The 26,629-nt window shown below is 66.3% G+C and carries 18 protein-coding genes; 7 read left to right on the plus strand and 11 right to left on the minus strand.

What is annotated here, in order from left to right; translation table 11 throughout:
* The first annotated feature begins 43 nt into the window (after nucleotides 1-43).
* Nucleotides 44-613 (plus strand): DUF488 domain-containing protein, encoded by a 570-nt coding sequence (locus ACFPN5_RS18185; RefSeq protein ID WP_379785189.1) that lies wholly within the window; start codon nucleotides 44-46, stop codon nucleotides 611-613.
* An 11-nt stretch (nucleotides 614-624) separates the two neighbouring features.
* Here ACFPN5_RS18185 and ACFPN5_RS18190 read toward each other — a convergent pair whose 3' ends face one another.
* The 3 genes from ACFPN5_RS18190 to argA form a co-directional block, all read right to left on the minus strand.
* Nucleotides 625-1,773 carry a DUF3616 domain-containing protein gene (locus tag ACFPN5_RS18190; RefSeq protein ID WP_379785190.1) on the minus strand — a complete coding sequence of 383 codons (1,149 nt, stop codon included), beginning with the start codon at nucleotides 1,771-1,773 and terminating at the stop codon, nucleotides 625-627.
* Between the two features lie 121 nt (nucleotides 1,774-1,894).
* Nucleotides 1,895-2,167 (minus strand): oxidative damage protection protein, encoded by a 273-nt coding sequence (locus ACFPN5_RS18195; protein WP_379785191.1) that lies wholly within the window; start codon nucleotides 2,165-2,167, stop codon nucleotides 1,895-1,897.
* 36 nt (nucleotides 2,168-2,203) lie between these two features.
* Nucleotides 2,204-3,517 (minus strand): amino-acid N-acetyltransferase, encoded by a 1,314-nt coding sequence (argA, locus tag ACFPN5_RS18200; protein WP_379785192.1) that lies wholly within the window; start codon nucleotides 3,515-3,517, stop codon nucleotides 2,204-2,206.
* Nucleotides 3,518-3,679: 162 nt separating this feature from the next.
* Here argA and hrpA point away from each other — a divergent pair, with 162 nt between their 5' ends.
* A complete protein-coding gene (gene hrpA, locus ACFPN5_RS18205; RefSeq protein WP_379785193.1) occupies nucleotides 3,680-7,693 on the plus strand; it encodes an ATP-dependent RNA helicase HrpA in 4,014 nt (1,337 codons plus the stop codon).
* 120 nt (nucleotides 7,694-7,813) lie between these two features.
* Here hrpA and ACFPN5_RS18210 read toward each other — a convergent pair whose 3' ends face one another.
* Nucleotides 7,814-8,431, minus strand: coding sequence for a PRC-barrel domain-containing protein (locus tag ACFPN5_RS18210; protein ID WP_379785194.1), 618 nt, complete (start codon nucleotides 8,429-8,431; stop codon nucleotides 7,814-7,816).
* 415 nt (nucleotides 8,432-8,846) lie between these two features.
* On the opposite strand from ACFPN5_RS18210, the gene ACFPN5_RS18215 reads away from it, so the two are divergent.
* Nucleotides 8,847-10,985 carry a gluconolaconase gene (locus tag ACFPN5_RS18215; RefSeq protein ID WP_379785195.1) on the plus strand — a complete coding sequence of 713 codons (2,139 nt, stop codon included), beginning with the start codon at nucleotides 8,847-8,849 and terminating at the stop codon, nucleotides 10,983-10,985.
* A 214-nt stretch (nucleotides 10,986-11,199) separates the two neighbouring features.
* On the opposite strand, the gene ACFPN5_RS18220 is transcribed toward ACFPN5_RS18215, so the two are convergent.
* From ACFPN5_RS18220 to ACFPN5_RS18235, 4 genes are all read right to left on the minus strand, one after another.
* Nucleotides 11,200-14,049, minus strand: coding sequence for an Hsp70 family protein (locus ACFPN5_RS18220; RefSeq protein ID WP_379785196.1), 2,850 nt, complete (start codon nucleotides 14,047-14,049; stop codon nucleotides 11,200-11,202).
* On the minus strand, nucleotides 14,046-15,917 hold the full coding sequence (locus ACFPN5_RS18225) for an Hsp70 family protein (RefSeq protein WP_379785197.1): 1,872 nt from the start codon (nucleotides 15,915-15,917) through the stop codon (nucleotides 14,046-14,048). The genes ACFPN5_RS18220 and ACFPN5_RS18225 overlap by 4 nt, the downstream gene beginning before the upstream one ends.
* Complete coding sequence (locus ACFPN5_RS18230) at nucleotides 15,914-16,483, minus strand: DUF2760 domain-containing protein (RefSeq protein WP_379785198.1); 570 nt, start codon at nucleotides 16,481-16,483, stop codon at nucleotides 15,914-15,916. Before ACFPN5_RS18230 ends, ACFPN5_RS18225 begins: the two co-directional genes overlap by 4 nt.
* Before the next feature lie 113 nt (nucleotides 16,484-16,596).
* Complete coding sequence (locus ACFPN5_RS18235) at nucleotides 16,597-16,824, minus strand: hypothetical protein (protein ID WP_379785199.1); 228 nt, start codon at nucleotides 16,822-16,824, stop codon at nucleotides 16,597-16,599.
* 246 nt (nucleotides 16,825-17,070) lie between these two features.
* On the opposite strand from ACFPN5_RS18235, the gene ACFPN5_RS18240 reads away from it, so the two are divergent.
* Nucleotides 17,071-20,052 (plus strand): response regulator, encoded by a 2,982-nt coding sequence (locus tag ACFPN5_RS18240; protein ID WP_379785200.1) that lies wholly within the window; start codon nucleotides 17,071-17,073, stop codon nucleotides 20,050-20,052.
* Nucleotides 20,053-20,064: 12 nt separating this feature from the next.
* Nucleotides 20,065-21,666, plus strand: a complete 1,602-nt coding sequence (locus ACFPN5_RS18245) for a response regulator (protein ID WP_379785202.1) — start codon at nucleotides 20,065-20,067, stop codon at nucleotides 21,664-21,666.
* A 50-nt stretch (nucleotides 21,667-21,716) separates the two neighbouring features.
* Here ACFPN5_RS18245 and ACFPN5_RS18250 read toward each other — a convergent pair whose 3' ends face one another.
* Both ACFPN5_RS18250 and ACFPN5_RS18255 read right to left on the minus strand, forming a co-directional pair.
* Nucleotides 21,717-22,682: a TerC family protein gene (locus tag ACFPN5_RS18250; protein WP_379785203.1), complete on the minus strand. Its 966-nt coding sequence runs from the start codon at nucleotides 22,680-22,682 to the stop codon at nucleotides 21,717-21,719.
* A 19-nt stretch (nucleotides 22,683-22,701) separates the two neighbouring features.
* On the minus strand, nucleotides 22,702-23,109 hold the full coding sequence (locus ACFPN5_RS18255) for an HPF/RaiA family ribosome-associated protein (RefSeq protein WP_379785204.1): 408 nt from the start codon (nucleotides 23,107-23,109) through the stop codon (nucleotides 22,702-22,704).
* A gap of 110 nt (nucleotides 23,110-23,219) precedes the next feature.
* Between ACFPN5_RS18255 and nhaR the strand changes: the two genes are divergently transcribed.
* Entirely contained in the window at nucleotides 23,220-24,119 is a 900-nt protein-coding gene (nhaR, locus tag ACFPN5_RS18260; protein ID WP_379785741.1) for a transcriptional activator NhaR, read from the plus strand.
* A 42-nt stretch (nucleotides 24,120-24,161) separates the two neighbouring features.
* Here nhaR and ACFPN5_RS18265 read toward each other — a convergent pair whose 3' ends face one another.
* Nucleotides 24,162-25,841, minus strand: coding sequence for an AMP-binding protein (locus ACFPN5_RS18265; RefSeq protein WP_379785205.1), 1,680 nt, complete (start codon nucleotides 25,839-25,841; stop codon nucleotides 24,162-24,164).
* A gap of 113 nt (nucleotides 25,842-25,954) precedes the next feature.
* Between ACFPN5_RS18265 and ACFPN5_RS18270 the strand changes: the two genes are divergently transcribed.
* Nucleotides 25,955-26,626 (plus strand): glutathione S-transferase family protein, encoded by a 672-nt coding sequence (locus ACFPN5_RS18270; protein WP_379785206.1) that lies wholly within the window; start codon nucleotides 25,955-25,957, stop codon nucleotides 26,624-26,626.
* Nucleotides 26,627-26,629 lie beyond the last annotated feature (3 nt).

A 26,629-nucleotide genomic window follows, 5' to 3' on the forward strand; every position in this document is an offset into this window, starting at 1 on the left:
TGTCGGCGCGACAATACACTTTCAGTGAATTTGGAGCGCTCCAGTGAATACCGATATCGTTTGCACCATCGGCCACTCGAATCGGCCGATTGAGGAATTCATCGCCTTATTGCAGGAAAACGGGGTGCAGTTCCTGCTCGACATCCGCACCGTCCCGAAGTCGCGCCATAACCCGCAGTTCGGACAGGACCTGTTGCCGGTTTCGCTGGCCGAGGCCGGCATTGCCTACCGCCAGATGCCGGGCCTGGGCGGGCTGCGCCGTCCTTTGAAGGATTCCCCCAACAGCGGCTGGCGCAATACCTCCTTCCGCGGTTATGCCGACTACATGCAGACGCCCGAATTCAACCAGAATGTCGAGGAGGTGGTGCAGCTGGCAAGCAACACGCGCTGCGCCCTGATGTGCGCCGAATCGGTGCCGTGGCGCTGCCACCGTTCGATGGTGGCCGACGCGCTCGCCGTGCGCGGCATCCAGGCCGAGCACATCATCAACCGGGGCAAGCGGCGGCCGCACACGCTGACGAAGTTCGCGCGGGTCGATGGCACGCGAATCTTGTATCCACCGGAAGAAACCGGAGAGGAGTCGTCCGGGCTGGAGGGGCAGGGCTGCTGCTGAAGACAAAACGCCTAGCCCGCCGGCTTTTTCCGCTTAGGCAAGGGAAACACATCCGCCACCAGGATGCTCTCGCCAATCTGGCGGCTGGGCGAGGCGGAATCGTGCACGACCAGCAAGCCTTCTTCGGCGCCGGCGTTTGCCGGAAACAAGGTCATGCCTTCCGGGTGATCGACACCCTGGCCGAAGGGCAGGTCGAGCACGTGCTCGAGCTGTGAGGTCGGCACGATGCAGCCGGCGTCGGGCTGGGCGCCGCCCGGCCAGCGATACAGGACGACCGGGCCGTCCAGGTCCATGGTCGGGCCGGCCAGGATCAGCAGATCCTCGCCCTGGACGCACAGGTCGCGAATGCCGAGCCCTCGCAAGTCGAGGAAATGCTTCCGGTACAGCTCGTCGTTCTTGCCGACCGGCCCCAGGCGCAGGGTCGCGGGCTGCTCGTCCTCGACCAGGGACACCTCGATGATGGCGGCCCAGCCACGCAGGACCGGGCCACGCAGGCCGAGCAGCAGGTTCTTGCCGGCCACGGCCACGCCTTCGATGTCGAAACCGTTGTCCTTGCCGGGAATGGGGAGGAAGGGGCCGAGATGCTCGTCCTGCTTCAGGAGTTCCGTCAGTTCGTTGCCGTGGGCGTCGCCGCGCAGGATGGCGGCGTAGTGCAGCTTGTTCTTGCCCTGGGCCTCGCGCACCAGGGTGTAGCCGTCGTCTTCGGGGACGATCGGGATGCGCGCGAGCAGGTAGCGGTTGCCGTCGGCGCTGACCGAAGCCAGCCGCTTGTAGGCCTTTTTGGTGCCGTCGTCGTCTTTTGGCTGCTTGCGGCGCAGGCTGTGCGAACCGGCCACCCAGAGGTATTTGCCGTCGCAGGCAAGGCCTTCGATATCGGCTTCGTTGAGTTCGTCAGGGCACTCCGGATCGGAGGCCGGCAGCGGCATCGGCAGGAAGTCGTGCAGGGCGAATTGTTTATGGTCGCGCGTGAAGCTGCTCTTGCCCTGGCTGTCTTCGGGGCGCAGCGTCAGCCGCTCGATGGTGACCGATTCATCGTTGGCGAGCCACAGGGTGTGGCCCATGCGCAAGGCAACCGACAGGCCGTCGCGCAGTTCCTTGTCGGGCGCGAGGTCATCGCGTTCCGGATGGAATTCAAGCAGGACAATATTCGACGGATGCATGCGCGTTCCTCTGGTGGCGGGAACCTCGAGCATACTGCGACTGGACTGGGAAGATCACACGATTGCGCGCGGGGCGCGTGCGAGCGGGGATGGGCAGGCGAGCGCCTGCCCGGAAGACTGCTTAGGCCGTTGGCGGCACGTAGCCGACAGCCGCGTCGGCGCCTTCGCCGAAGAAATGCTTTTCCATCTGTTGCGCCAGGTATTTGCGCGCGCGGTCATCCGCCAGGTTCAGGCGGTTTTCGTTGATCAGCATGGTCTGGTGCTTTAGCCAGCCCTGCCAGGCTTCTTTCGACACCGACAGGTACAGCTTCTTGCCCATTTCGCCGGGTACGGGCGGGAAGTCCAGGCCTTCGGCTTCCTTGTTCAGTTTGATGCAATGGACGGTGCGGGCCATGTGTTGCTCCTGATTCGGTATGAGATAAAACCAAGATTATAAGGTCTTGATAAAAACCTGTGACTTGCGCTGCCAGTTATACATGTGCTGGCGGTCCTTCGGCAGGTCGTCCACGGTGGCCGGCTGGAAGCCGCGCTTCTTGAACCAGTGCGCGGTGCGCGTGGTCAGCACGAACAGTTTGGTCAGGCCCGCGGCGCGCGCGCGGTTTTCCATGTGCTTGAGGATGCGCTCGCCGTCACCCTGGGCCTGGACGTCGGGGTTCACGGTCAGGCAGGCCATCTCGCCCATCTTCGCGTCCGGGAACGGATACAGGGCGGCGCAGCCGAAGATCACGCCGTCGTGCTCGATGACGGAGAACTGCTCGATCTCGCGCTCGATCAGTTCGCGGCCGCGATAGACCAGCGTGCCGTCGGCTTCCAGTGGTTCGATCAGCTTGATAATTCCGCCGACGTCCTCAATTGTGGCCTGGCGCAGGCTTTCCAGGTTTTCGTGGCTGATCATGGTGCCCACGCCATCGTGGGTGAACAGCTCGAGCAGGGCTGAGCCGTCCATCTCGAAAGGCACGATGTGCGCGCGGTCGACGCCGCTGTTGCAGGCCTTGATCGCGTGGCGCAGGTAGAAGGCGGCGTCCGGCGGCAGGAAGTTCGCCTGCAGCACGGCCTCGGCCTGGTGCGAGGACAGTTCGCGGATTTCGGTGCCTGCCTCGTCGGACATCAGCGGCGTTTCCGTGATGTAGATGAGCTTGTCGGCGTGGAGGGCGATGGCGGCCGATGCGGCTACGTCTTCCATCGTCAGGTTGAAGACTTCGCCGGTCGGGGAAAAGCCCAGCGGCGAGAGCAGCACCAGGTTGTCTTCGGTCTGCAGGATCGGGGCGATCTTGTCGGCGGCGATCTTGCGGGTCATGCCCGTCAGTTCGAAGTCGACGCCATCGATCACGCCGAGCGGGCGGGCGACGACGAAGTTGCCGGACACGATGCTGATCTGGGCGTTCGACATCGGCGTGTTCGGCAAACCCTGGCTGAACGCGGCTTCGATATCGAGGCGCAGTTCGCCGGCCGCTTCCTTTGCGCATTCCATGGCGGCGGTGTCGGTGATGCGCACGCCGTTATGGAAACGGCCCTCGACGCTGCGCAGCCCGAGCTGCTCGGCCACCTGTGGACGCGAGCCATGCACGAGCACGATGCGGATGCCGAGTGCGACGAGCAGGGACAGGTCTTGCGCGAGTACCGGCAGGGCGCCGGAGGCGACCAGCTCACCGGGAAACGCAACGACAAACGTCTTGCCGCCAAAGGCATGAATATACGGCGCGACAGAGCGCAACCACTGGACGAATTGGGTAGGGTTTTCCATTTGCCGCATTATAATTCGCTACGCGACTTGCGCACCAAATACCTCGTAAAAACAATGTCTGAACAGAGTAACAAGCCTTCGCCGGACACGGCGCGCGCAGGATCCCCGAACCAGTCTTCTAATAAGCCGCGCCAGCGTGGCGCGGGAGAGTTGCGCGCGCCGATGACGCAGACGCGCGACGGTGCGCTTCAGACGAAACCCGAGACGAAGCGCGAACGCCCGCAGAAGAATGAGCGCGCACCGCGCGTGCCGCGTGTGCAAACTCCGCTGCCGCCGCTCACCTATCCGGAAGACTTGCCGGTCTCGGGCCGCCGCGAGGAGATCGCCAAGGCCCTGATGGAGCACCAGGTGATCATCGTCTCGGGCGAAACCGGTTCCGGCAAGACGACCCAGCTCCCGAAAATCTGCCTGCAGCTTGGCCGTGGCGAGAAGGGCCTGATCGGCCACACCCAGCCGCGCCGGATTGCCGCGTCCTCGACCGCGAAGCGCATCGCCTTCGAGATCGGCACTCCGCTCGGCGAACACGTCGGCTTCAAGGTGCGCTTCAACGACACGCTGCAGCCGGGCGCCTCGATCAAGCTCATGACCGACGGTATCCTGCTGGCCGAGACCCAGACCGATCCGCTGTTGAAAGCCTACGACACGATCATCATCGACGAGGCCCACGAACGCAGCCTGAACATCGACTTCCTGCTCGGCTACCTGAAGCAGCTGCTGCCGCGCCGTCCCGACCTGAAGGTGATCATCACCTCGGCGACGATCGACGCCGAGCGCTTCGCGCGCCACTTCACGCAGGAGGGCAAAAAACCGGTGCCGGTAATCGAGGTCTCGGGCCGCCTGTACAAGGTCGAGGTGCGTTACCGTCCCGTGGACCGCGACCCCGTCGCTGCTGGCGGTGGCGTCGACAACAAGCCCGCCCAAAGAGGACAAAATGCAGGCCAGCAGGCGCGCGAGAAACGCGACCTGATGGACGCCGTGGTCGAGGGGGTGGACGAACTGTGCCGCCTTGGCCAGGGCGACGTGCTCGTGTTCCTGCCGGGCGAGCGCGAGATCCGCGATTGCGCCGAAGCGCTGCGCAAGCACCATCCGCCGCATGTCGAGATCCTGCCGCTGTTCGCGCGCCTCTCGGTCGAAGAGCAGGACAAGGTGTTCCGCACCACGAACGCCCGGCGCATCGTGCTGGCCACGAACGTGGCCGAGACTTCGCTGACCGTGCCGGGCATCCGCTACGTGGTCGATGCGGGCCTGGCGCGCATCAAACGCTACAGCTTCCGCAACAAGGTCGAGCAGCTGCAGGTGGAACCGATCGCGCAGTCGGCGGCGAACCAGCGCGCCGGCCGTTGCGGCCGCGTGGCCGATGGCGTCTGCATCCGCCTGTACGAGGAAGACGACTTCCTGCAGCGCCCGAAATTCACCGAACCGGAAATCCTGCGCTCCTCGCTGGCCGCCGTCATCCTGCGCATGAAGTCGCTGCACCTGACGGACGTGGAAACCTTCCCGTTCATCGAGCCGCCGCAGGGCCGCGCGATCGCCGACGGCTACCAGCTGCTGCAGGAAGTGGGCGCCGTCGACGATGTCAACGAGCTGACGCCGCTCGGCCGCAAACTGGCGCGCTTGCCGCTCGACCCGCGCGTGGGCCGCATGATCCTGGCCTCGCTCGACAACGACTGCCTGTCCGAGATGCTGGTCATCGCCTCGGCGCTGTCGGTGCAGGACCCGCGCGACCGGCCGATGGAATACCAGCAGCAGGCCGACGAGAAGCACAAGAAGTTCGCGGACGAGAAGTCCGAATTCCTCAGCTTCATCAAGATCTGGAAGTGGTTCGAAGACGCGATCGAACACAAGAAAAGCAACCGCCTGTTGCAGGAAAACTGCCGCGCCAACTTCCTGTCGCAGGTACGCCTGCGCGAGTGGCGCGACGTCCATTCGCAACTGCTGACCATCGTGCGCGAGCAGGGCTGGCGCCTGAACGAGGCCCCTGCGACCTACGACCAGCTGCACATGGCGCTCCTGACTGGCCTGCTGGGCAATATCGGCTTCAAGGCCGAGGACGAGCCGGGCGCCGGTTACCTGGGTGCGCGCGGCATCAAGTTCCATATCTGGCCGGGTTCGTCGCTGACGAAAAAACCGGGCAAGTGGATCATGGCGGCGGAACTGGTCGAGACCACGCGCCTGTACGCGCGCTGCATCGCGCAGATCCAGCCGGAGTGGGTCGAGAAGGTGGGCGCGCACCTGCTGAAAAAATCGTGGGGCGAGCCGCGCTGGGAAAAGAAACCGGCGCAGGTGTCGGCGCTCGAGCGGGCGACGCTGTACGGCATCGTCGTCTACAGCGGCCGCCGCATCAACCATGCGCTACACAACCCGTACGAGGCGCGCGAGATCTTCATTCGCGACGCGCTGGTGGCCGGCGACTACGAAACCCGCGCACCGTTCTATGCCCACAACCACAAGCTGGTGAAGGAGATCGAGAACCTCGAGCACAAGTCGCGCCGCCAGGACGTGCTGGTGGACGAGCAGCTGATCTATGCCTTCTACGACGCCGAGATCCCGAAGGACGTGGTGAATGGCGCCGGTTTTGAAAAATGGTACAAGGACGGCGCGCGCGACAACCCGAAGCTCTTGTTCCTGAACCGCGAAGAATTGATGCGCCACGAAGCGGCCGGCGTGACGACCGAGCTGTTCCCGAAGACGATGAACGTCACCGGCATCGAGATGGGGCTGTCGTACCACTTCGAGCCGGGCAGCCTGCGCGACGGCGTCACTTTATCCGTACCGCTGTTTGCGCTGAACCAGATTCCGCAGGAGCGCGCGGCCTGGCTGGTGCCGGGCATGCTCAAGGAGCGCGTGCACCTGATGCTCAAATCGCTGCCGCAAAAGCTGCGCCGCCACTGCGTTCCGCTGCCGGACTACGCGGCGCGCTTTGTCGAACGTATTCATGCGGCAAATGCGTTCGGACGCGGCGACCTGGTCGACGTCCTGATCGCAGACGTGCGCGCCGAGACGGGCGTGAACGTGCTGACGGGCGACTTCAAGCTCGAGACGCTGCCGACCCACCTGTTCATGAATTTCAAGATCATCGACGAACACGGCCGCCAGCTCGAGATGGGGCGCAACCTGGCGAGCCTGCAGGCGGAGCTGGGCAGCCAGGCGCGGGAGAGCTTCCAGAAGATGGCCGAAGCGACGCCGGCGGCAGTCGGCACGGTGCGTGCCAACGTGGCCACACCTGCGTCCTGGGGCGGCGGCAAGGGCGCGGCACCATCGACGCCGGCGCCGCAGGGCAAGGGCAAAGGCGCCGCGCCGGCTCCCCAGGCTGCCGCACCAGCCGTCAGCCAGCACACGGGTTTGACCAGCTGGACCTTCGGCGAGCTGCCCGAGCTCCTTGAAATCAACCAGGGCAAGCTGACGCTGATTGGCTTCCCGGCCCTGGTCGACAAGGGCACGCATTGCGACCTCGAAGTGTTCGACGATCCGAACGTGGCGGCGCGCACGCACCGCATCGGCCTGCGCCGCCTGTTCGCGCTGCAGCTGAAGGACCAGCTGAAGTTCGCCGAGAAGAACATCCCCGGCCTGCAGCAGATGGGCATGCAGTTCATGACGGTCGGCTCGCAGGAAGAGCTGCGCGACCAGATCATCCAGAAGGCGATCGACATCGCCTGCCTGCAGGACCCGTTGCCAAGCGATGCCGCGTCGTTCAACAAGCGCAAGGAGGAGGGCAAGGGGCGCATTGGTTTGCTGATCAATGAGATCGCGCGCCTGGTGGGCTCGGTCCTGGCCGAGTTCCACGGCATGCCGAAGCGACTCAACGGACTGCCTCAGGCGGTGGCCGCCGACATGGGGGCGCAACTGGCGGGGCTGGTGCACAAGCGTTTTGTCGCCGACAACGAGTACAGCCAGCTCGCGCACTTCCCGCGCTACCTGAAGGCGATGAACATCCGCCTGGAAAAGCTGCGCGGCAATCCGTCGCGCGACGCCCAGCTGATGGCCGAGTGGCAGAACGCCGCCAGCCAGTTCCAGCGCATTTCGAAGCAGCCGGGCAAGAGCAACGACCCGCGCATGACGGAGTTCCGCTGGATGCTCGAGGAATTGCGGGTGTCGCTGTTCGCGCAGGAGCTGCGCACGCCGATGCCGGTGTCGGCCAAGCGCCTGCAGAAGGTGTGGGAGTCGATGATTCGATAAAGGGATGCGTAGGGTGGACGGCTCTGCCGTCCACGCGTTCAACGCACGGTGTACGCCACGGAGCGGGCCCGATAACGTGATTTGAACGCGTGGACGGGGAACCCGTCCACCCTACGATCCTCAGCCGATATTACTGCCCCGGATCCTGCTGATGTCCTTGTCGTCGCCCAGGTTGCCGGAACGCGGGTCGACGCTGCCGCCCGTTCCATGGACTGCGGCTTCCGTGTTGCCCATGCCACCGGCCGTGGTGCCCATGCCCGAGCCAATCCCGGCGCCGCCTCCTTCGCTCATGCCCGTGCGCATGCCTACGCCCGGCGCCATGGTCGGGGCGCCGCCGCGGTGCGGATCGGTGCCATAGAAGGTGTGGACCTGGTTGGCCCAATTGATGTCGCTCATGTCGGGCCAGGCATCCTTGTTGAAGCCGGGAGCCGTTTTCAGGCGCTCCTTGTCGACGTTCAGCACGAAGCGGTGGTGGGACGTGTCGAGGTGCAGCGCCTGCCAGGGCACGGCGAACAGTTTTTCGCCCATGCCAAGGAAACCGCCGAAGGCCAGCACGGCATACGCGACCTGGCCGGTGTTCATGTCGAGCATGATTTCCTTGATGTCACCCAGTTTCTCCTCGGCTACGTTGACGACGTGGTCGCCGAGCAGCGTGTCCGCCCCCATCAATGCCGGCCCCGGCCCCGCGCTGCTGGTGTGCTTGTACATCCCATATTTGTCACGATCTGCGTAGCTCATGTCGTTTCTCCCTCATCTGTGGTTATGAGACGCTCTGGTCCTCCGCAAGCGGTGGGCCCAAAAAGAGTAGGGCGCAGCGCTGTACTGACCATGATATGGATCAAATGTGACGGCGTGCGCGCGTTTGTCACAAGGGCGTCATGGCGAGGTGCGACGCTATGCGAACTGGCGCACAGAGCGAACTCGGCAGTATGAATATCCTGATAATCAATGTTTCGGAGATCACAACATGACCATCACATCGCGCTGCAACCATCCAGGCCCGCTGGCCAAACTGATTCCTACCCGGTCGATCTCCTCATTGTTCGCACGCCTGCTGCGCAAGCGCTGATACCGGGCACACGAATGAACGCGCCTGCCGTGCGCATCAGGCTGATCGGTTAAACTTTCAGTTTGTGCAATAGCAGGCGCTAGAGTGAACCGAAAATCGATCATCGCGGCGCTGGCCGGCGCCGGTGTACTGGCCGCCGGCGTGGGCGGCTATCTTCTCCAGGGCGGGCGCGACACATCCGGGTCGCGGCAGGCGGTCCTGCTGCCCGCCGCGGCGCCGACGCAGGCATTCTGGGCCGCGCGCGTGAGCTCCCTGGCCGGCAACGGCCAGAGCGGCGTCGCCGACGGTCCGGCGGCGAGCAGCCGCTTCAGCGACCCGTTCGGCGTGGCCCTCGATGCGCACGGCAACGTCTACGTCGCCGACGGCGGCGACAGCAACCGCATCCGCCGGATCGATCGGCAAGGCAGCGTCTCCACCTTTGCCGGCGGCAGCGAAGGCTTCCTCGACGGCGTCGGCGGCGCCGCCGCTTTCCACACTCCATCGGCGCTCGCCTTTGACCGCGCCGGCAACCTGTACGTGGCCGACACCGGCAACCACGCCATCCGCAAAATCACACCGAACGGCAGCGTCACCACGCTCGCAGGCGATGGCCAGCCGGGCCACCTGGATGGCAAGGGGCGGGCAGCGCGCTTCCATGCGCCGGTCGGCATCGCGGTCGATCCGCGCGGCAATGTGTATGTCGCCGACACCTACAACGACCGCATCCGCCGCATTGCGCCCGACGGCACCGTCACCACGGTCGCCGGCCACGCCCAGCCGGGCAATGCCGACGGACCGGCATCGCTGGCGGCCTTCGACACGCCCAGCGCCATCGCGGTGGACAAGGAGGGCACGCTGTTCGTCGCCGACACCGGCAACAACGCGATCCGGCGCATCGGGGCCGACGCCCTGGTGTCGACCATCGCGGCGCCGATCGAGGGCGAACCAAATCCGGTGCTGCGGCGCCCGACCGGCCTGGCCATCACAAGCGACGGCTACCTGTACATCGCCAGCGGCGCAGGCGGGCGCATCCTGCAACTGGCGCCCGGCGGCGACCTGCGCGCGCTGCCCGACGCCGACCGCCCGCCCGAATCGACCTACGCCAGTGATGGCACGGTGCGCCTGTACGCGCCGCGCGGCATCGCGGTCGAGCGCGGCGGCGCCGTGATCGTGGCCGACGCGCTGGCGCTGAACGTCGTGCGCCTGGCGCCGCCGCAGCCGGGAGAACCGGCGCCGGCATCCGTGCCGCCTGTGCAGCCGGTCCGCAACGAACCCATGCCGTGGCCGGTCGGCCCGCAGGACCAGGTCCATGAGGTCGTGGGCCTGATGGGCGAGGTGCGCGGCAGCTACAACGGCGAGAGCCGCGACCACTTCCATGCAGGGCTCGACGTGCGCGCCGACATCGGCTCGCGCGTGCTGGCGGTGACGCCCTCCAAAGTGAGCGACCCGTACGCGAACTGGGGCTACGGCACCCTCAGCGAAGGCATCGCCGTAGGGCCGCTGTCGTACATCCACATGCGCGTCGGCCGCGACAGCCGGGACCGGGCGTTTGATGCGCGCTTCCAGTTGCTGCTCGACGCCCGTGGCAAACCGATGCGCGTGCGGGTGCCGCGCGGCACCCGCTTCGCCGTGGGCGACGCGCTTGGCAGCATCAACAGCATGGCGCACGTGCACATGGATTACTACCCGGGCGGCTCGCTGGTGAACCCGCTGACGCTGCCCTTCGCGGGCTTGAGCGATACGATCGCGCCGCGCATCCAGGACGTGGCCCTGTACGACAGCATCGGCCGCCGCCTTCCCGCCAGGCGCGGCCAGCGCGTGAAGGTGGCGCGTACGCTGGGCGAGGTGTCGATCGTGGCCGACGGCTACGACCAGATGGACGGCAACCTGGCGCGCCGCCGCCTCGGCCTCTACAAGCTGGGCTACCAGCTGCTGCATGCCGATGGGCGCGCGGTCGCCGGCTACGAGCAGCCCATCGTCACGCAGGTCTACGACCGCCTGCCGCGCGAGCGCGAAGCGGTCAAGCTGGTGTATGCGGCCAACAGCGGCATCACGGTCTACGGCAGCAAGGCCACGCGCTTCGCGTATGCCGTCAACAACCGCTTGCAGGACGGGCAGGTCGTGCCGGGCAGCTGGAAAGTCGGCGCGTTGGCGCCGGGCGACTACATCCTGCGCATTTATGCGGCTGATTATGCGGGGCAGGTGGCGGTTGAAGGGCGCGACCTGCCGATCACGGTGGAGTAGGGTGGTCGGCTCCACCCGGCACGGTGCATGCACGCGGCCATTGCGCCGCTTCGCGTTCCGCGGGCATCTAGCCCGCGTCACCCCACGCGTTCAGCCGGCCGCAGAAACATCGCGACAGTTCACCGGATAGTTGAACGCGTGGGCGGCGTCCACGCCGCGTATAGGCCGGCAGCCCGGTAGAGCCGACCACCCTACGGTCACATGGACGGCCACCTCAGCGCAGCAGCTTCAACCCCGGCGGCAGCGCTTCGCCCAGCATGCGCGTTTCGCTGGCCTGGTCGAGTTCCACCACCTCGTGCACCATCGTGGACCAGGTAGCGGGGGCGCCGGCGGCGGCCAGGCGGCGCAGGACTTGCTCGCGCACGGCTTCGCCGATGTCGCGCGAGCGGTCGCCCGTCATGCGGGCGATCTGGCTGGCCGCAAAACCGGCCGGCTCGACCTTCTTCCAGTCCAGCAGCAACAGCTTGCCCAGCCAGGCCTCGGCCGCTGCGACGGGCGCCACCTCGTGCGCGCTGCTGTGGAAGGACTGGCGCGCGCCGACGCGGCCCAGCGCCCACAGGTAGCGCGTGTAGGCGGCCGCGGTCTTCGCATCGAGCCTGGCGGCGCCGGATGGCATCGCCTCGATTTGCTCCATCATCCAGTTGCCGATTTCCGCCTTGTAGGCCGATGGGATGCGCTCGAGCGACGCCCCGAGGCGCAGCATGTCGTCCTCGCTGCCGTCGACCAGGGTGATGGGCCGCTTGCCGCGTTCGGACGCGTCGGCCTGCAGGTTGAAGGCGAAGTCGTCGAGCAGGCGCAGTTGCGACCCTGTGTCGAGGCCGCCGGCCACGCGGCGCCACAGCGTCCACCATTCTGCGCGCACCTGCGTGTCCTTGTGGTACTGGACCCCGCTCTCGAACATCGCCCAGAGTTGCTCGATGCGCCAGCCGTCGAGCGGGTCGCCGAAGCCCGGACGCAGGCAATACCCGGCCAGGTTCAGCCACGCACGTTCGTGTTCGGCGGAGCGGCGCCTCCCTTTGGCGCGCTCCATGAGCGCGTCGAACAGGCGCCGCAACAGCGGCGTAGCCCAGCGCTCGCGCGCGCCCAGCAGGTGTTCGAGGCTTGCGCGCAACTGGCGCACTTCCTTCGGGTCGACGCCTTTCGAGCGGGTGCCGAAGATGCGGTCGATCTTTTCGATGGCGGCGTCGAGCTGCGGCGCCAGCGCAGCGCCCGGTTCCGTTGCATCGGCCCCTTCCGAGCCTTCCGCCTCGCGCAGCTCGAATGCCAGCTGCCAGCGCCCGCTGCCGTCTTCGGCAACGCAATGCACTTCCAGCGCGCCGACTTCGCTCAGCAGCGTCACGAGTTGCACCGGAATGTCGCTGCGGGCGGCAGCGCCCGGCGCCGCGCGCAGCACGGTGGCGATCGGCGGCAGCCGTACGACGTCCGCCGGCGGCAGGTCGACCAGTTCGCCCGGCTGCGGCGCGTGGCCGCTGTCGGCAATCGTCGAGACGAGGTGGAAGCGCACCGGCCGCCCGAGGCGCAGGGCGAAGCTGCGCTGGAGCAGGCGCACTTCGACGGCGGCCGGGGTCCCGCGCGGCAGCAGGCAGACCGCGCGCAGGGTGCCGGCGGGGCTGGACACACCGCGTTCGCCCTCGAGCAACAGGTAGTAACTGCGCGCCGCGCCGCTTTCGATGCCTGGCGCCTGGCCCTGGCGCGCCAGCGAATACGCCACGCCGCCGCGCGCGACCGCCACGTCCGGATTGTCGTTATGGAGCATGCGCAGCGGCTGCCCGCGCCAGCGCGCCAGCGTCGCGGCCACGCGGCTTGACAGCGCCGCGCTGCGGAACACGCCGCCGTTGAGCAGCAGCGTGTCGGGTATCGGCAAGGTATCGTCGTCTTCCGGCAGGCCAAGCGCTTCGCGCGCGGCAGCTGCGTGCTGGCGCAGGAAGCTCGCCAGGTGGCGCGTGATGGCCGCATCGCTCGCATACGGCAGGCCGAATTCGACGATGCCGGCGCGCGCGCGCTTCGCTCCTTCCTGCGCCTCGTTCAGCGGAAAAAAGCCGTCCAGCACGATGCGTTCGATGTCGTCGCGCCGCAGCTCGGCCTTGCGGCTGCCGCCGATCAGGCGCGAACCGGCGCCGAGCAGGGTGACCGTCACCTGTTGCGGCGCATCGCTCGCCAGCAGCTGTTCCTTGGCCGCCCGGCAGCGCTCGGTCAGCTGCGCCAGGCGGGAAGCGTTCAGGCGCTGCACGTTTTCGCCTGCGCCCTCGGCCATGCGCCCTTCGACCAGGTGCGCCAGCGCCAGGTCCATGTTGTCGCCGCCGAGGATCAGGTGGTTGCCGACCCCGATGCGGGTCAGCTTGGGTTCGCCATCCTCCAATTCGACCTTCACCAGGCTGAAGTCGGTTGTGCCGCCGCCGACATCGAGCACCAGCACCAGGCGCGTGCCGGCCAGGTCCTCGAGCAGGGTGTCGCGATGGCGGTACAGCCAGTCGTAGAGCGCGGCCTGCGGTTCTTCCAGCAGGTGCAGGTGGGGCAGGCCGGCCAGCCTGGCCGCTTCGAGCGTCAGGGCGCGCGCTCCTTCGTCGAACGAGGCCGGCACGGTGAGGACGAGGTCCTGGTGCTCCAGCGGCTGCTGGGGAAAGCGGGTGTTCCAGTTGGCGCGCAGGTGCGCAAGATAGCTGGCGCTCGCCGCCACGGGCGAGACCTTCGGCACGTCGGGCTCGGCGCCCCAGGGCAGGATCGGCGCCATGCGGTCGACGCCGGGATGCGACAGCCAGCTCTTGGCGCTCGCCACCAGCCGGCCCGGTGTCGCGGCGCCCAGAACGCGGGCAAGGCGCCCGACGGCCACGCGCTCGACGCCGGCGACGTCTTCCTGCTGCCAGGGCAGCTGCAGTTCACCGGCCGCCAGTTCCCCTTCGGCAGGGTGGTAGCGGTTCGAGGGCAGCAGCGGCTGGCCGGCCACTTCGCCGGGCGCGACCAGCTGGTCGATGGCAAACAGCTCGACCTGTTCCACACCGGGCCGCGCATAGGCCAGCACCGTGTTGGTGGTGCCGAGGTCGATGCTGACCAGCCAGGGTTTCACGAATGATCGGGTGCGTTGCGAACGTCGAATTCGACTCTCCAGCGCTGGCCGTCCTGCGCCACCGCCGCCAGTTCCAGCGTGCCCGCTTCGGTCGCGAGCGCGTGCAGCTTCACCTGCACCACGTCACCCGGATTACGGCCCTCAAGCGGTAGGGTGGCCTGGATTTCGTTCAGTTCCTGCAGCTCGTCCGGCCCCCAGAAGTCGAGCACTTCGCCGATGCTGTCCTGGCGGCGCGTGGTCGAGCCGAAGAAGCGGAAGTGCACCGGCTCGCCCACCACCAGGCCCAATTCCTGGCCCGGCAGTTCGAGCTCGCTGCCTTCTTCCATGCCGAAGGGTGCGACGCACAAGGCCTGGATCGGCGGCTCCATGCCGGGAATCGCCGGCATCGACGACTCCACGCCGACATAGTAGGAACGCGCCGTGCCGCCACGGATGCGCACGCCGCCGCCGCGCCGCGCATAGCTGTAGTAGGCCGCGCCGCGTGCCACGGCCAGGTCGAGGTCGGCGCCCTCGAGCATGCGCGCGCCTTCCGCGCCTTCCATGTACAGCCAGTCGTTGATGGTGTCCATCACGCGCCGGGCGAGGATATCGGACTTGAAGACGCCGCCGTTGAACAGCACCGCGCTCGGATGGAGGAAGCTGTGTTCAGGCGCGACGCGTCCCTCGAACCCTTCCAGCTCCGCGGTCGCCCCGGCCTGGCGCGCCAGGAAAGCGGCCAGGTGGCGCGTGACGGCGGCATCGTGCGCATAGGGCAGGCCGAGCTGCGTGAGGCCGGCGCGGGTGCGCGTGGCCGGGCGCGCGGAAGCTTCCACGCGTGGGAAGAAGCCGTCGGTGATGAATGTCGTGACTTCGTCGCGCGTCAGTTCAGTGCGGATCGATCCGCCGATGAGTTTCGAGCCGCGGCTCGGCACCACGATCGGCCAGGTGGTGGCGTTGGCGTCGGCCAGCAGGTGCTCCTTGGCGCCGCGGCAGCCGTAGGTGAGGGCGCGCATCTGCCAGGCGTCGAGCTGGGTGCCGTTGGCGGCAAGCTTCCTCGCGACCAGGTGGGCCAGCGCCAGGTCCATGTTGTCGCCGCCGAGCAGGATGTGGTCGCCCACGGCGACGCGGTGCGGTTCCAGCTTGCCGTCACGCTCGAGGATGGCAATCAGCGAAAAGTCGCTGGTGCCGCCGCCGACGTCCACGACGAGCACGATGTCGCCGGCTTTCACCTGCTTGCGCCAGGCCCCGCCGCTGCCCTGGATCCAGCTGTAGAGCGCCGCTTGCGGCTCTTCGAGCAGGTTAGCAGAGGTATAGCCGGCATTCCTTGCCGCTTCCGCCGTCAGTTCGCGCGCGCCCGGATCGAACGAAGCAGGGATCGTGACCGTCACCTGTTGCTGGTCGAACGGTGCTTCCGGATGGGCGCTGTCCCAGGCGCGGCGCAGGTGCTGCAAATAGCGCGTGGACGCCTCCAGCGGCGAGACGCGCGTGACTTCTTCCGGCGCGTCCGATGGCAGGATGGCGGCGCGGCGGTCCACGCCCGGATGGCACAGCCAGCTCTTGGCGGATGACACCAGGCGGATCGGCGTGGTGGCGCCACGGCTGCGCGCCATTTCTCCGGCGACGGCGGTGTCGCTTGCGCCACCGCCGTCGCCGGAACTTTCATTATTCCAGGGCAGGGCCAGTTCGCCCGGCGCCAGTTCGTCCGGATGCGGCAGGTAGAGGAAGGAGGGCAGCAGCGGCAGCGATTCGACGGTGCCCGGTGCGGTCAGCTGCGGCACCGGCAGCACGCCGTGCGCGGTCGTTTCGCCGTCGCTCGCTTCCAGGTCGACGTACGACAGCGCGCTGTGGGTGGTGCCGAGGTCGATGCCGATGGCGTAACGGGCGCTCACAGTTCCACCTCCGCCGGTGCGATCACGGTCGCGTCATGTTCCTTGGCCAGCTGCGGCAGCCGTACTTCGGTGGCGCGCCAGCCGCGGTGGCTGAGCGTGCCCTTGAACGGCGCTTTGCCGACCACGTTGCCGGTCAGGCGCACGCTGGCCGCATCGAAGCCTTCATCGAGCGTGACGCGCGATCCTTCGGCTTCGCTGCGCACGGGTTGAATCGTGAAGTGTTCCTTCAGCACGCGGGCGCAGCCTTCGTGGACCACGCGCGCGGCGGCGCCGATGTCGGCGTCGGCGTAGGCGGCCAGGTTCTCGTGGGCGAAGTCGATCAGGCGCGCTTCGCGCTGAAGCAGGGTCAGCAGTTGCAGGGCCGCTTCCGGCGTCGCCACGCGCAGCTGGACGGGCGGCGGGGCCGGGGTAGGCGCCGGGGCTGGTGCGGGCGGTGCCGCTACGGGCCCCACCTCGTCATCGCGCACGCGCGCGGCGAATTCGGCGTCGCCGACGGTCTTGAAAAAGGTGCCGAAGGCCAGGGAAAGCCGGCTCCAGAAAGAGGGCAGTTGGGTCGGTGTGCTCATTCTTGATGTTCTGTAAGGTAAGGGACCGGCGCGCTGTCAGACAGCGTCGGGGCCGGGGTCCGGACAAACGCGAATGATACCAGTTCAACCACAAGGCGGCACCCGGGGGATAATCAGCTGAGCAAAGCCCTCAGCACTTCCGAACTGTGTTCCATGCCGAATTGCAGCCGCCCCTGCGCATGGGCGATACATTCTTCCGGCGTGCCATTTCCCTGGGTAGCTGCATTGACGGCAATGGCCTTGCTGGCGATACCAAAGGCGACGATCGCCTCGTCCCAGGACAGGCCCGAGGCCAGCGCCTCCTCGACCACGCGCGCGGCAAGAACGCCGAGTTTGTCCACTCGGCCGTTATCCGTGTTTTTTACTCTCAACATTTTATATATTCCTTTCGAAAACCTCGGCCCTGAAGCGGGATCAGGGTAAATGCTACCAGTTCGATAACAAGCGGGGCACTCGGTCCGGACCGCTGCGGTGCGAGCACGGTTGTGCACGCTTGAAATGCGGTTTCCGGTACACTGTTGCCCTTGATTTCGCCCCGTCGGCGCCTGCACGGCGACCTTCTCCCTTCACCACCACATAAGGCACCTATGAGCACGATCGTCTGGCCCGCCTGTGGTGGCGCGACCGCCGCACTGGTTCGCAGCCACGACTGGAGCAACACGTCGCTCGGCGCAACGGGAACCTGGCCGCAGGCGTTGCGCAGCATGGTGGATATGGTGTTGCGCTCGCCGGTTGCGATGGTGCTGGCCTGGGGCGAGGATCGCGTACTGATCTATAACGATGCCTACGCGGGCATTGCTGGTGCGCGTCATCCTGCCGTGTTCGGCCGGTCCGTTTTTGACGCGTGGCCTGAAACGCGCGATTTCAACGTCAGCGTCTACGACGCCTGCTTTGCCGGCCGGGAGCAGGTTTTCCATGACCAGCATCTCGTGCTCGATCGCGATGGCGAGCCGGGAGGCGCCTGGTTCGACCTGTATTACACACCGGTCGTCGACGGCGACGCGCAGATACGCGGCGTGCTGACCACCGTGATCGAAACCACGGCGCGCGTCCAGGGCGAGCGCCAGCGCGCCTGCCAGGAAGAGCACCTGCGGCGGGTCAACGCCGACCTCGACGCCTTGCGCGTGCGGCTCGAACAGGCCAACCGCCAGCTGACCGGGGACATGGATTTCCTCAATGGGCTGTTCCGCCAAGCGCCCAGTTTCATGGCCGTGGTCACCGGACCCGACCACGTCTTCGAGCTGGCCAACGACTCCTACCTGAGGCTGGTCCAGCAGCGCCAGGTGGTTGGCAAACCGGTGCGCCTGGCGCTGCCGGAAGTCGTCGAGCAGGGTTACATCGATGTGCTCGACCGGGTACGCGAGACGGGCGAGCCTTTCCATGGCCAGGACCTCGACGTGCGGCTCGACAGTGGCAACGGCACGGTGACCGAGCGCCGCATCCTCGATTTCGTGTTCCAGCCGCTGAAGGATGCGACGGGAAAGATTTATGGCATCTTTATTGAAGGCGTCGACATCACGGACCACGCGCTGACCGAGGAACGCCTGCGCGTGGCCCAGGAAGCGGGCGAGATAGGCACCTTCGAGTGGTATCCGGCGACCGGCGAAGTCATCGTGTCCGAGGCCTACCGTCGCCTCTGGGGCTTCGCGCCCGATGTGAAAATCGACGCCAACCTGCTGCTGGGCCAGGTCGACCCCGCTTACGCGCACCTGGCGGGGCCATCGCGGCTTGGCAGCGAATCGAATCCGATCGCGTATGCCGAGTTCGTCATCATCCGCGCCGACACCGGCGAGCGGCGCTGGATCGCGCGCCGCGGCCAGCCCGTGGCCTCGACCGTGGAAGGGGTGCAGCGCTACCTCGGCGTGGCCTTCGACATCACCGATCGCAAGCGCACCGAGGAAAGCCTGCGCCAGGCCGAGATCGCGCTGCGCGAATTGAACGGTGCGCTGGAACGCCAGGTCGTGCTCGAGGAAACCGAACGCTTCAAGGTCGAGGAAGCGCTGCGCCAGGCCCAGAAGATGGAAGCGGTCGGCCAGCTGGCCAGCGGCGTCGCCCACGATTTCAACAACGTGCTGCAGATCATTTCGAGCAACCTGCAACTGATGGAGCTCGACGGCGTGAACAGCCTGCTTGCCGCGCGCCTGGCCAGCGCGGTTGCCGCCGTCGAGCGCGGATCGAAGCTGTCGTCCCAGCTGCTCGCCTTCGCGCGCCGCCAGCCCCTGCAGCCGGTGCCGACCCACCTCGGCGACCTGCTCGCGGAGATGGAGTCGCTGCTGGCGCGCGCGCTGGGCGACCGGGTCGAGATCGCGCTCGAAGGGGCGGCCGACCTGTGGAACGTCGAGGTCGACCGCAATCAGCTCGAGAACGCCATCCTGAACATGGCGATCAACGCGCGCGACGCGATGGGGGGCGAGGGCCGGCTGCGCATCGGCCTGTCCAACGCCCGCCCGGGCGGCGCGCCGGGGGGCGAGCAGGTCTGCCTGTCGATGACCGATAGCGGCTGCGGCATGCCGCCCGAGGTCCTGGCCAAGATCTTCGACCCCTTCTACACGACCAAGGCACCGGGCAAGGGCACGGGCCTGGGCATGAGCATGGTGTACGGCTTCGTCAAGCAGAGCGGCGGCGAAATCCGCATCGAGAGCCGCGCGGGCCAGGGGACCACGATCCGGATCTACCTGCCGCGCTCGCATGGCGCCGCGCTGCAGGCCGGGAGTAGCGCCGGGATCAGCGTGCACGGCGCGGGCGAAACCATCCTCGTCGTCGACGACGATGCCGCCGTGGTCGCGTCGACCACCGAGATCCTGGAGGGGCTGGGCTACCGGGTGCTGCGCGCCGGCGACGGCCAGCAGGCGCTGGCGGTTTTGCAGGACGGCGTGCCGGTAGACCTGCTGTTTACCGACCTGTCGATGCCGGGCGCGGTCGATTGCGCCGCCCTGGTGGGGCAGTGCCGCGCCATCGCGCCGGCCACCCGGATACTGCTGACCTCGGGACACCTGCGCGACGGGGCATTTGCAGACGGATTCCAGGCCGGCATCGAGCTGCTGCCGAAACCTTACAGCCGGTCGCAGCTCGCGCAGGCCGTCCTGCTGTGCCTGGGCAGCGCGGGCACCGACGTTGGCGCTGGCACAGTCCGGCCGGCCGCGGCGCCGTTCGCGCAGGCGCAGGCGCCCGAGGTCCGGGATACCGTGGATAGACAGGATGGGCGCACCATCCTCGTGGTCGAGGACGACGCCGATACGCGCGAACTGGCCTGCGAGCTGCTCGGGGCGCTGGGGCACGCGGCAAGCGGCAGCGCCTCGGCCGAGCAGGCGCTGGCGCTGTTGCAGGAGCGCGAGATCGATGTCCTGTTCACCGACCTGAATTTGCCCGGGCTGTCGGGAATCGAACTGGCGACCCGCGCGCTGGCCCTGCGGCCTTCGCTGAAGGTGATCCTGGCCTCGGGAGAGGGCGGCAGTATCGCGCTGCCCGAGGGGAGCGCCATCACGCTGCTGCCCAAACCCTACGACCTGCTGCAGCTGCAGCTGAGCATCGCCGACCTGGCGGCGCCGCCGGCCTGGCTGGCCGATTGAGCGGACGCCTCCATGCCCACCCAGACCCTTGCCAGCTTTGACGCCCGCCTGCTGCTGATCGACGACCAGCCCTTCAACGCCGACCTCGTGCGAGGCATGCTGGCCGGCGAGCGCGGCATCCACATCGATTACCTGGACGACCCGGCGCGCGCAATCGAGGTTGCAGAGGACTGCGCGCCGACCGTCATTCTGGTCGACATGCACATGCCGATGATCGACGGGCTGGAGGTGATCCGCGCGCTGAAAAGCCATCCGCGCATCAAGGACGTGCCGATCATCATGGTCTCGTCGAACGACAACCCGCATACCAAGGCCGACGGCTTCGCGGCCGGGGCCATGGATTACCTGGTCAAGTGGCCGGACCGGATCGAACTGGCGGCGCGGGCGCGGGCGCACTCGCGCGCCTACCGCACCACCGTCGAGCGCGACCAGGCGCGCCGCGCGCTCGACGACAGCCAGGCGGTCCTGCTGCAGCGAACGCGCGAACTGGCCGCGGCCCAGGCCTCGCTGCACGAAGCGCAGAAGATGGAAGCGCTTGGCCAGCTCACGGGCGGCATCGCGCAGGACTTCAACGACGTCCTGCAACTGATCGGCGGGCATCTGCAGTTGCTCAGGGTGGCGCACCGGACGCACGAACCGACGCTGCGCCGGCTCGACGCCGCGAACGACGGCATCCGCCGCGGCGCCGGGCTGGCGACGCAGTTGCTCGCGTTCGCCAGGCGCCAGCGGCTGCAGCCTGCCGTGCTGCGCATCGACGCGCTGCTGCGCGGCATGGAAGACCTGCTGCGCCAGGCCCTGGGCGGCCGCGCGCTGGAACTGTCCGTCGACGGTGCGGATGCCCTGGTGTCGCTCGACCAGGTCGAATTCGGAAACACCATGCTGCACCTCGTGCGCAATGCCGCCGAGGCGATGGGGCCGGATGGCCTGCTGTCGATCGAGGCCGGCCCGGCCCGGCTGCCCGGCACCACGGACCAGGGTGGGGAGGGAAGACCTGGCCTGCGCATCCGCCTGACCGACAACGGCGCCGGGATGACGCAGGAAGTGCAGCGCCGCGCGTTCGAGCCCTTCTTCTCGACCAAGGCAGGCAGCCGCCGTTCCGGCGTCGGGCTCAGCCTGGCCTTCGGTTTCGTGAAGCAGAGCGGCGGCCATATCGAGCTCTCCAGCACGCGCGGCGCGGGGACCTCCGTGACGCTGTATTTCCCGCTGGTGGAGAAGCAGGACCCGGCCCAAACCGCAGCGCCGGCCCGGACCGTGCTGGTCGTCGAGGACGAGGCAGCGGTACGCGAGGCCAGCGTCGAAGTGTTGCGCAAGCTGGGCCTGTGCGTGCTCGAGGCGGCAGACGGCGAGACCGCGCTCGGCCTGATCCGCCAGAAGCTGCCGATCGACCTGCTGTTCACCGACATCCTGATGCCCGGAGCCCTGCGCGGCCAGGACCTGGCGCTGGCCGCCGCCGAATACCTGCCGGAGGCGAAAGTGCTGTTCGCGTCCGGCTATCCGGGCGACGCCGGGCTCGAGGACGACATTTTCCGGCGCGTGCCGCTGCTGCAAAAACCTTATCGCCTCGACGAGATGGCACGGCTGGTGCAAAGGATGCTGATGTCGGGTTCCGAGTAGGGTGGACGACTGCGCCGTCCACCCTGCGAGTACTGCTTTTACTGCCCTTGTTACTTATCGCTGCTTTTTTGCGTGATGAACAGGCTGGCGATACAGCTACCCGCAATGAGCACGGCCACGATCGTGAGCGACGCCTGGATCGGCACGTGATACCACGGCATGATCAGCATCTTGGTGCCGATGAAGGTCAACACCATCGCCAGGCCATACTTGAGCAGGTGGAAGCGGTCAGCCACATCCACGAGCAGGAAGTACAGTGCACGCAGGCCCAGAATGGCAAACATGTTCGACGTGAACACAATGAACGGATCGGTCGTGATGGCGAAAATGGCCGGGATCGAGTCCACCGCGAACACCAGGTCGGTCACCTCGATCAGGATCAGGACCAGGAACAGGGGCGTCACATAACGCACGCCGCCTTTGGTGACAAAGAATTTTTCCCCATGGTCGCCATCGGCCACCTTCAGATGCTTGCGCGCGAAACGCAGCACGGGATTGTTCGCCACATCCGGTTCCTGGTCGACCGCCACCAGCATGCGCATGCCGGTGTAGAGCAGGAATGCGCCGAACAGGTACAGCACCCAGCTGAATTCGCTCACGACCCATGCGCCTGCGCTGATCATGACGGCCCGCATCACGATGGCGCCCAGCACGCCATAGATCAGTACGCGGCGCTGGTATTGCTGGGGCACCTGGAAGGCGGTAAAGATGAGCAGGAACACGAATACGTTGTCGACCGAGAGGGCTTTCTCGATCAGGTAGCCCGAGAAAAATTCCAGCGCCTTCTGGTCGGCGATTTCCGAGCCGACCGTCCCCTTCAGGTACCACCACAGGCCGCCGTTAAACAGCAGTGCCAGGCTGACCCAGACCAGGGACCAGATGCCGGCTTCCTTGACGCTGACCTTATGCGCCTTGTTGCCCCCGAAGACGAACAAGTCGAGGGCCAGCATGACCAGGACAAAACCGACGAACGCAGCCCACATGGGGCCGCTTGCAATACTTTCCAATCCGTTCATTCAAGGCTCCTGGTCGTCATTAACGCGGCACGGGCGGGGCCGACGGTCGATCCTGCGGATCGTCGGCGTCGGCGCCAGTGGTATCGGGTGCATCCAGCTGGCCCGGCAGGCGGGTGTGGGCGAAGTGGCGCGTGCGCTCGACCTGCTTGACCACTGCGCGGTCGGCACGGTCGGCGGCGCGGTCGATCGCCGCATACAGGTCGGCATCGATGTCGTCGATGATGATGTCGCGGCCGCCGGCGAGCCGGACTTGGATCTTGCATCGCTTGTCGACGCCGCCGCGCGGACCGTTGATGTCGGAAAGCGATACGGCCAGCTTGCGCATGTGGTGCCGGGCCCAGCCCAGCGCAGTGACCAGGCGCTGCTCGATGTAGGAGCGCAGGGCAGTGGTGATGTCGAAGCCGTTTGTGTGAATGGTCATACGCATGGTAGTTCTCCTGTTGAGGTGAGGCCCCACTATAAGGGTGCTGAAAACATCGTACAAATCGAATATTATTGCCTCTGGAATCGATTTTTTCGATGTATTCGAGGACTGTGATGTCATCACTCAACTACAAGCACTTGCGCTACTTCTGGATGGTGGCGAAGACCGGCAGCATTGCCAAAGCCGCTGCACAACTGCACCTGACCCCGCAATCGATCTCCGGGCAGTTGACCGAATTTGCCGGGACCCTGGGGGTGGAACTGTTTCGCCGCGCCGGGCGTAACCTCGAGCTGACCGACGCCGGGCGCCGGATCGTGAGCTACGCCGAAGAGATTTTCAATACCGGGGACGCATTGCTTGAACTCGTACGCGACAAGACCTTTACCACCATGATGTCGTTTCGCGTGGGTTGTGCCGATTCGGTGTCGAAGCTCATCGCCTGCAAGCTGGTGGAACCGGCCCTGAAGCTGCGCGAACCCGTCAAGCTGATTTGCAGGGAAGGCCGGCTCGATAGCCTGATCGCGGACCTGGCCGTGCACCGGCTCGACCTGGTCATTGCCGACCGGCCGATCCCCGCGCATTTCAGCGTGCGCGCCTACAATCACCTGCTTGGCGAAAGCCCGATGACGGCGTTCGCCACAGCGACGCTGGCCGCACAGTTGGGCAAGGATTTCCCAGCCTGCCTGCACAACGCGCCGCTGCTGTTGCCGGGAGAGGATTTTGCCATCCATCAGCGCCTGCTGCGATGGCTGGAACACAGCGAAGTGCATCCGCATGTCGTTGGGGAATTCGACGACAGCGCCATGATGAAGGCGTTTGGCCAGTCGGGCGCGGGCGTATTTTTCGCGCCCACCGTCATTGCGCCTCAGGTGTGCGAGCAATACCAAGTGGCCACGTTGGGCCAGGTTCATTCCGTTGTCGAGGAGGTCTATGCAATCACGACCGAGCGGCGCATGAGCCATCCGGCCACGGTGGCGATCAGCACCACCGCCCGCGACAAGCTGTTTATCTGAAGCGCATGCGTTGACGTCGGGCACGCGCCCGGGTACTCACGCTCACCCTGCCAGGCCGAGCTCCGTCGTGACCTGCTGGCGCAGCAGGTATTTCTGGATTTTTCCCGTCACCGTCATCGGAAAGCCCGTCACGAAGCGGATATGGCGGGGAATCTTGTAGTGCGCAATCTGCCCTTTGCAGAACTCGCGGATCTCGTCTTCATTCGCGGCCATCCCCGGGCGCAGGACGATGCAGGCGCACAGTTCTTCGCCATATTTCGGGTCTGGCACGCCGACGCACTGGACGTCGAGTACTTTCGGGTGCCGGTACAGGAATTCCTCGATCTCGCGCGGATAGATGTTTTCTCCGCCGCGAATCACCATGTCCTTGGCGCGCCCGACGATCGCGGCAAATCCCTGCTCATCGATGACGGCCAGGTCGCCGGTATGCATCCAGCGCGCGGCGTCGATGGCTTCCCGCGTTTTTTCTTCGTCGCCCCAATACCCGAGCATCACCGAATAGCCGCGGGTAAGCAGCTCGCCCTTGACGCCGCGCGGGACGATTTTTCCGTCGGCATCCACGATCTTGACTTCCAGGTGGGGGTGGACGCGCCCGATCGTCGACACGCGCAGGTGGACCGGATCGTCGACCGAGCTCTGGAAACTCACCGGCGAGGTTTCGGTCATGCCATAGGCGATCGTGATCTCGGCGAGATGCATCTTGCCGATCACGCGGCTCATCACCTCGGCCGGGCAGGGCGAGCCCGCCATGATCCCGGTGCGCAGCGTCGACAGGTCGTAGTTGCCGAAGTCGGGGTGGTCGAGCAAGGTGATGAACATGGTCGGCACGCCATGCAGGCCGGTACAGCGTTCGGCCTGCACGGTTTCGAGCACCGCCTTGGGTTCAAAACTTTCGCCCGGGAAGACCATGGTGGCGCCGTGCGTCACGCAGGCCAGGTTACCCAGCACCATGCCGAAGCAGTGGTAGAGCGGAACCGGAATACAGAGTTTATCCGTGCTGGTCAGCTTCATCGCTTCGCCGACGAAAAAGCCGTTGTTCAGGATATTGTGGTGGGTGAGGGTGGCGCCTTTCGGCGCGCCGGTGGTGCCCGAGGTGAACTGGATGTTCACCGGCTCGTCGAATTGCAGGGCCGCTTCGATCTCCGCAAGGTGCGCCAATTGCACGTCGCCCGGCGGCACGGACACGTCATCGAAATTGAGCATGCCAGGCGTCCTATCGGCGCCCAGCCGGATGACGTGCTTCAGGTGCGGCAGGCGCGGCGACTGCAGCCTGGACGGCGCGCTGTCGCGGATTTCCGGCACCACGTCTTCCAGGATCGCGATGTAATCGCTCGATTTGAACGCGGGTGCAAGGATCAGGGCGGCACATTGGACCTTGTCGAGCACGTATTCGAGTTCGGAACGCCGGTAGGCCGGGTTAATATTGACCATCACCAGGCCGGCCCGCGCGGTGGCGAACTGCACCAGCACCCATTCCGCGCAATTCTGCGACCAGATGCCGATCCGGTCGCCCGGCCGCAAGCCCAGCGCGAGCAGCCCCACCGCCAGCCGGCTGACCCGCTCGTCGAATTCCTTGTACGTCCAGCGCACGCCCTGGTGCGGAACGACGAGCGCCTCGTTATCGCCAAAACGCTGCGCGATGCCTGACAGGAAAGGACCGATCGTTTGACCGATGAGGGGAACGTCGTGCGCTCCATGGACGTAGCTCAGGCTCTGCTGCATGTGGTCTCCATGTCGTTGTGGTTAGTGCTGATGTGCTAATTTATACGCGATTCCGGGTTGCCTGCGCGCGATGTCCCGTGCGCGAACCTGTTGAGAAAAGAGACAATACCCTGATGATCACCCTCTACCATTGCATGAGCGCGCGCTCCTTCCGTCCCTTGTGGATGCTGGAAGAACTGGGCGAGCCTTACGAATTGAACATGCTCCCGTTTCCGCCGCGCGGCTTCGACAAGGGGTATTTGGCGATCAATCCGCTGGGGACCGTTCCTGCCATTGTCGACGGCGAAGTCCGGATGACCGAGTCGGCCGCCATCTGCCAGTATCTCGCCGCGCGCGCCGGGTCGTCCATGAACGTCGAGCCCCACGAAACCGACTATCCGGCCTACCTGAATTTCCTGCATTTCGGCGAAGCGACGCTGACCTTTCCGCAGACGCTGATCCTGAGGTACACCCACTTCGAAACCGGCGAGCGCCGCTCGCCCCAGGTGGCGGACGATTATACAAAATGGTTCCTGGCCCGGCTGCGCACCCTGGAACCGCGCCTTGAGCAGCACGCCTTCCTGGCCCAGGACCGTTTCACCGCTGCCGATATCTCGGTCGGCTACGCGCTCCTGCTGGCAGTGCACCTGGGCCTGGACGCGCGCTTCACGCTCGCGGTGGCGCGCTATTGGGAGCGCCTTCGGGAGCGCGGCGGCTTCCGGCAAGCCCTGGCATCGCAAGAACGTGCCGCCTTGGCGCAAGGTATTTCGACGGTGCCCGCGCCGGACCTGCGCTTCAATCGCTAGTAC

Source organism: Massilia niabensis, from assembly GCF_042655085.1.
GTDB classification, from domain to species: Bacteria; Pseudomonadota; Gammaproteobacteria; order Burkholderiales; family Burkholderiaceae_D; genus Telluria; species Telluria niabensis.

Coding starts and splice junctions, on each gene's coding strand:
- ACFPN5_RS18190 (WP_379785190.1), bottom strand. CDS start 1,773: ATGCATCCGTCGAATATTGTCCTGCTTGAATTCCATCCGGAACGCGAT.
- ACFPN5_RS18195 (WP_379785191.1), bottom strand. CDS start 2,167: ATGGCCCGCACCGTCCATTGCATCAAACTGAACAAGGAAGCCGAAGGC.
- argA (WP_379785192.1), bottom strand. CDS start 3,517: ATGGAAAACCCTACCCAATTCGTCCAGTGGTTGCGCTCTGTCGCGCCG.
- hrpA (WP_379785193.1), top strand. CDS start 3,680: ATGACGCAGACGCGCGACGGTGCGCTTCAGACGAAACCCGAGACGAAG.
- ACFPN5_RS18210 (WP_379785194.1), bottom strand. CDS start 8,431: ATGAGCTACGCAGATCGTGACAAATATGGGATGTACAAGCACACCAGC.
- ACFPN5_RS18230 (WP_379785198.1), bottom strand. CDS start 16,483: ATGAGCACACCGACCCAACTGCCCTCTTTCTGGAGCCGGCTTTCCCTG.
- ACFPN5_RS18240 (WP_379785200.1), top strand. CDS start 17,071: ATGAGCACGATCGTCTGGCCCGCCTGTGGTGGCGCGACCGCCGCACTG.
- ACFPN5_RS18245 (WP_379785202.1), top strand. CDS start 20,065: ATGCCCACCCAGACCCTTGCCAGCTTTGACGCCCGCCTGCTGCTGATC.
- ACFPN5_RS18250 (WP_379785203.1), bottom strand. CDS start 22,682: ATGAACGGATTGGAAAGTATTGCAAGCGGCCCCATGTGGGCTGCGTTC.
- ACFPN5_RS18255 (WP_379785204.1), bottom strand. CDS start 23,109: ATGCGTATGACCATTCACACAAACGGCTTCGACATCACCACTGCCCTG.
- nhaR (WP_379785741.1), top strand. CDS start 23,220: ATGTCATCACTCAACTACAAGCACTTGCGCTACTTCTGGATGGTGGCG.
- ACFPN5_RS18265 (WP_379785205.1), bottom strand. CDS start 25,841: ATGCAGCAGAGCCTGAGCTACGTCCATGGAGCGCACGACGTTCCCCTC.
- ACFPN5_RS18270 (WP_379785206.1), top strand. CDS start 25,955: ATGATCACCCTCTACCATTGCATGAGCGCGCGCTCCTTCCGTCCCTTG.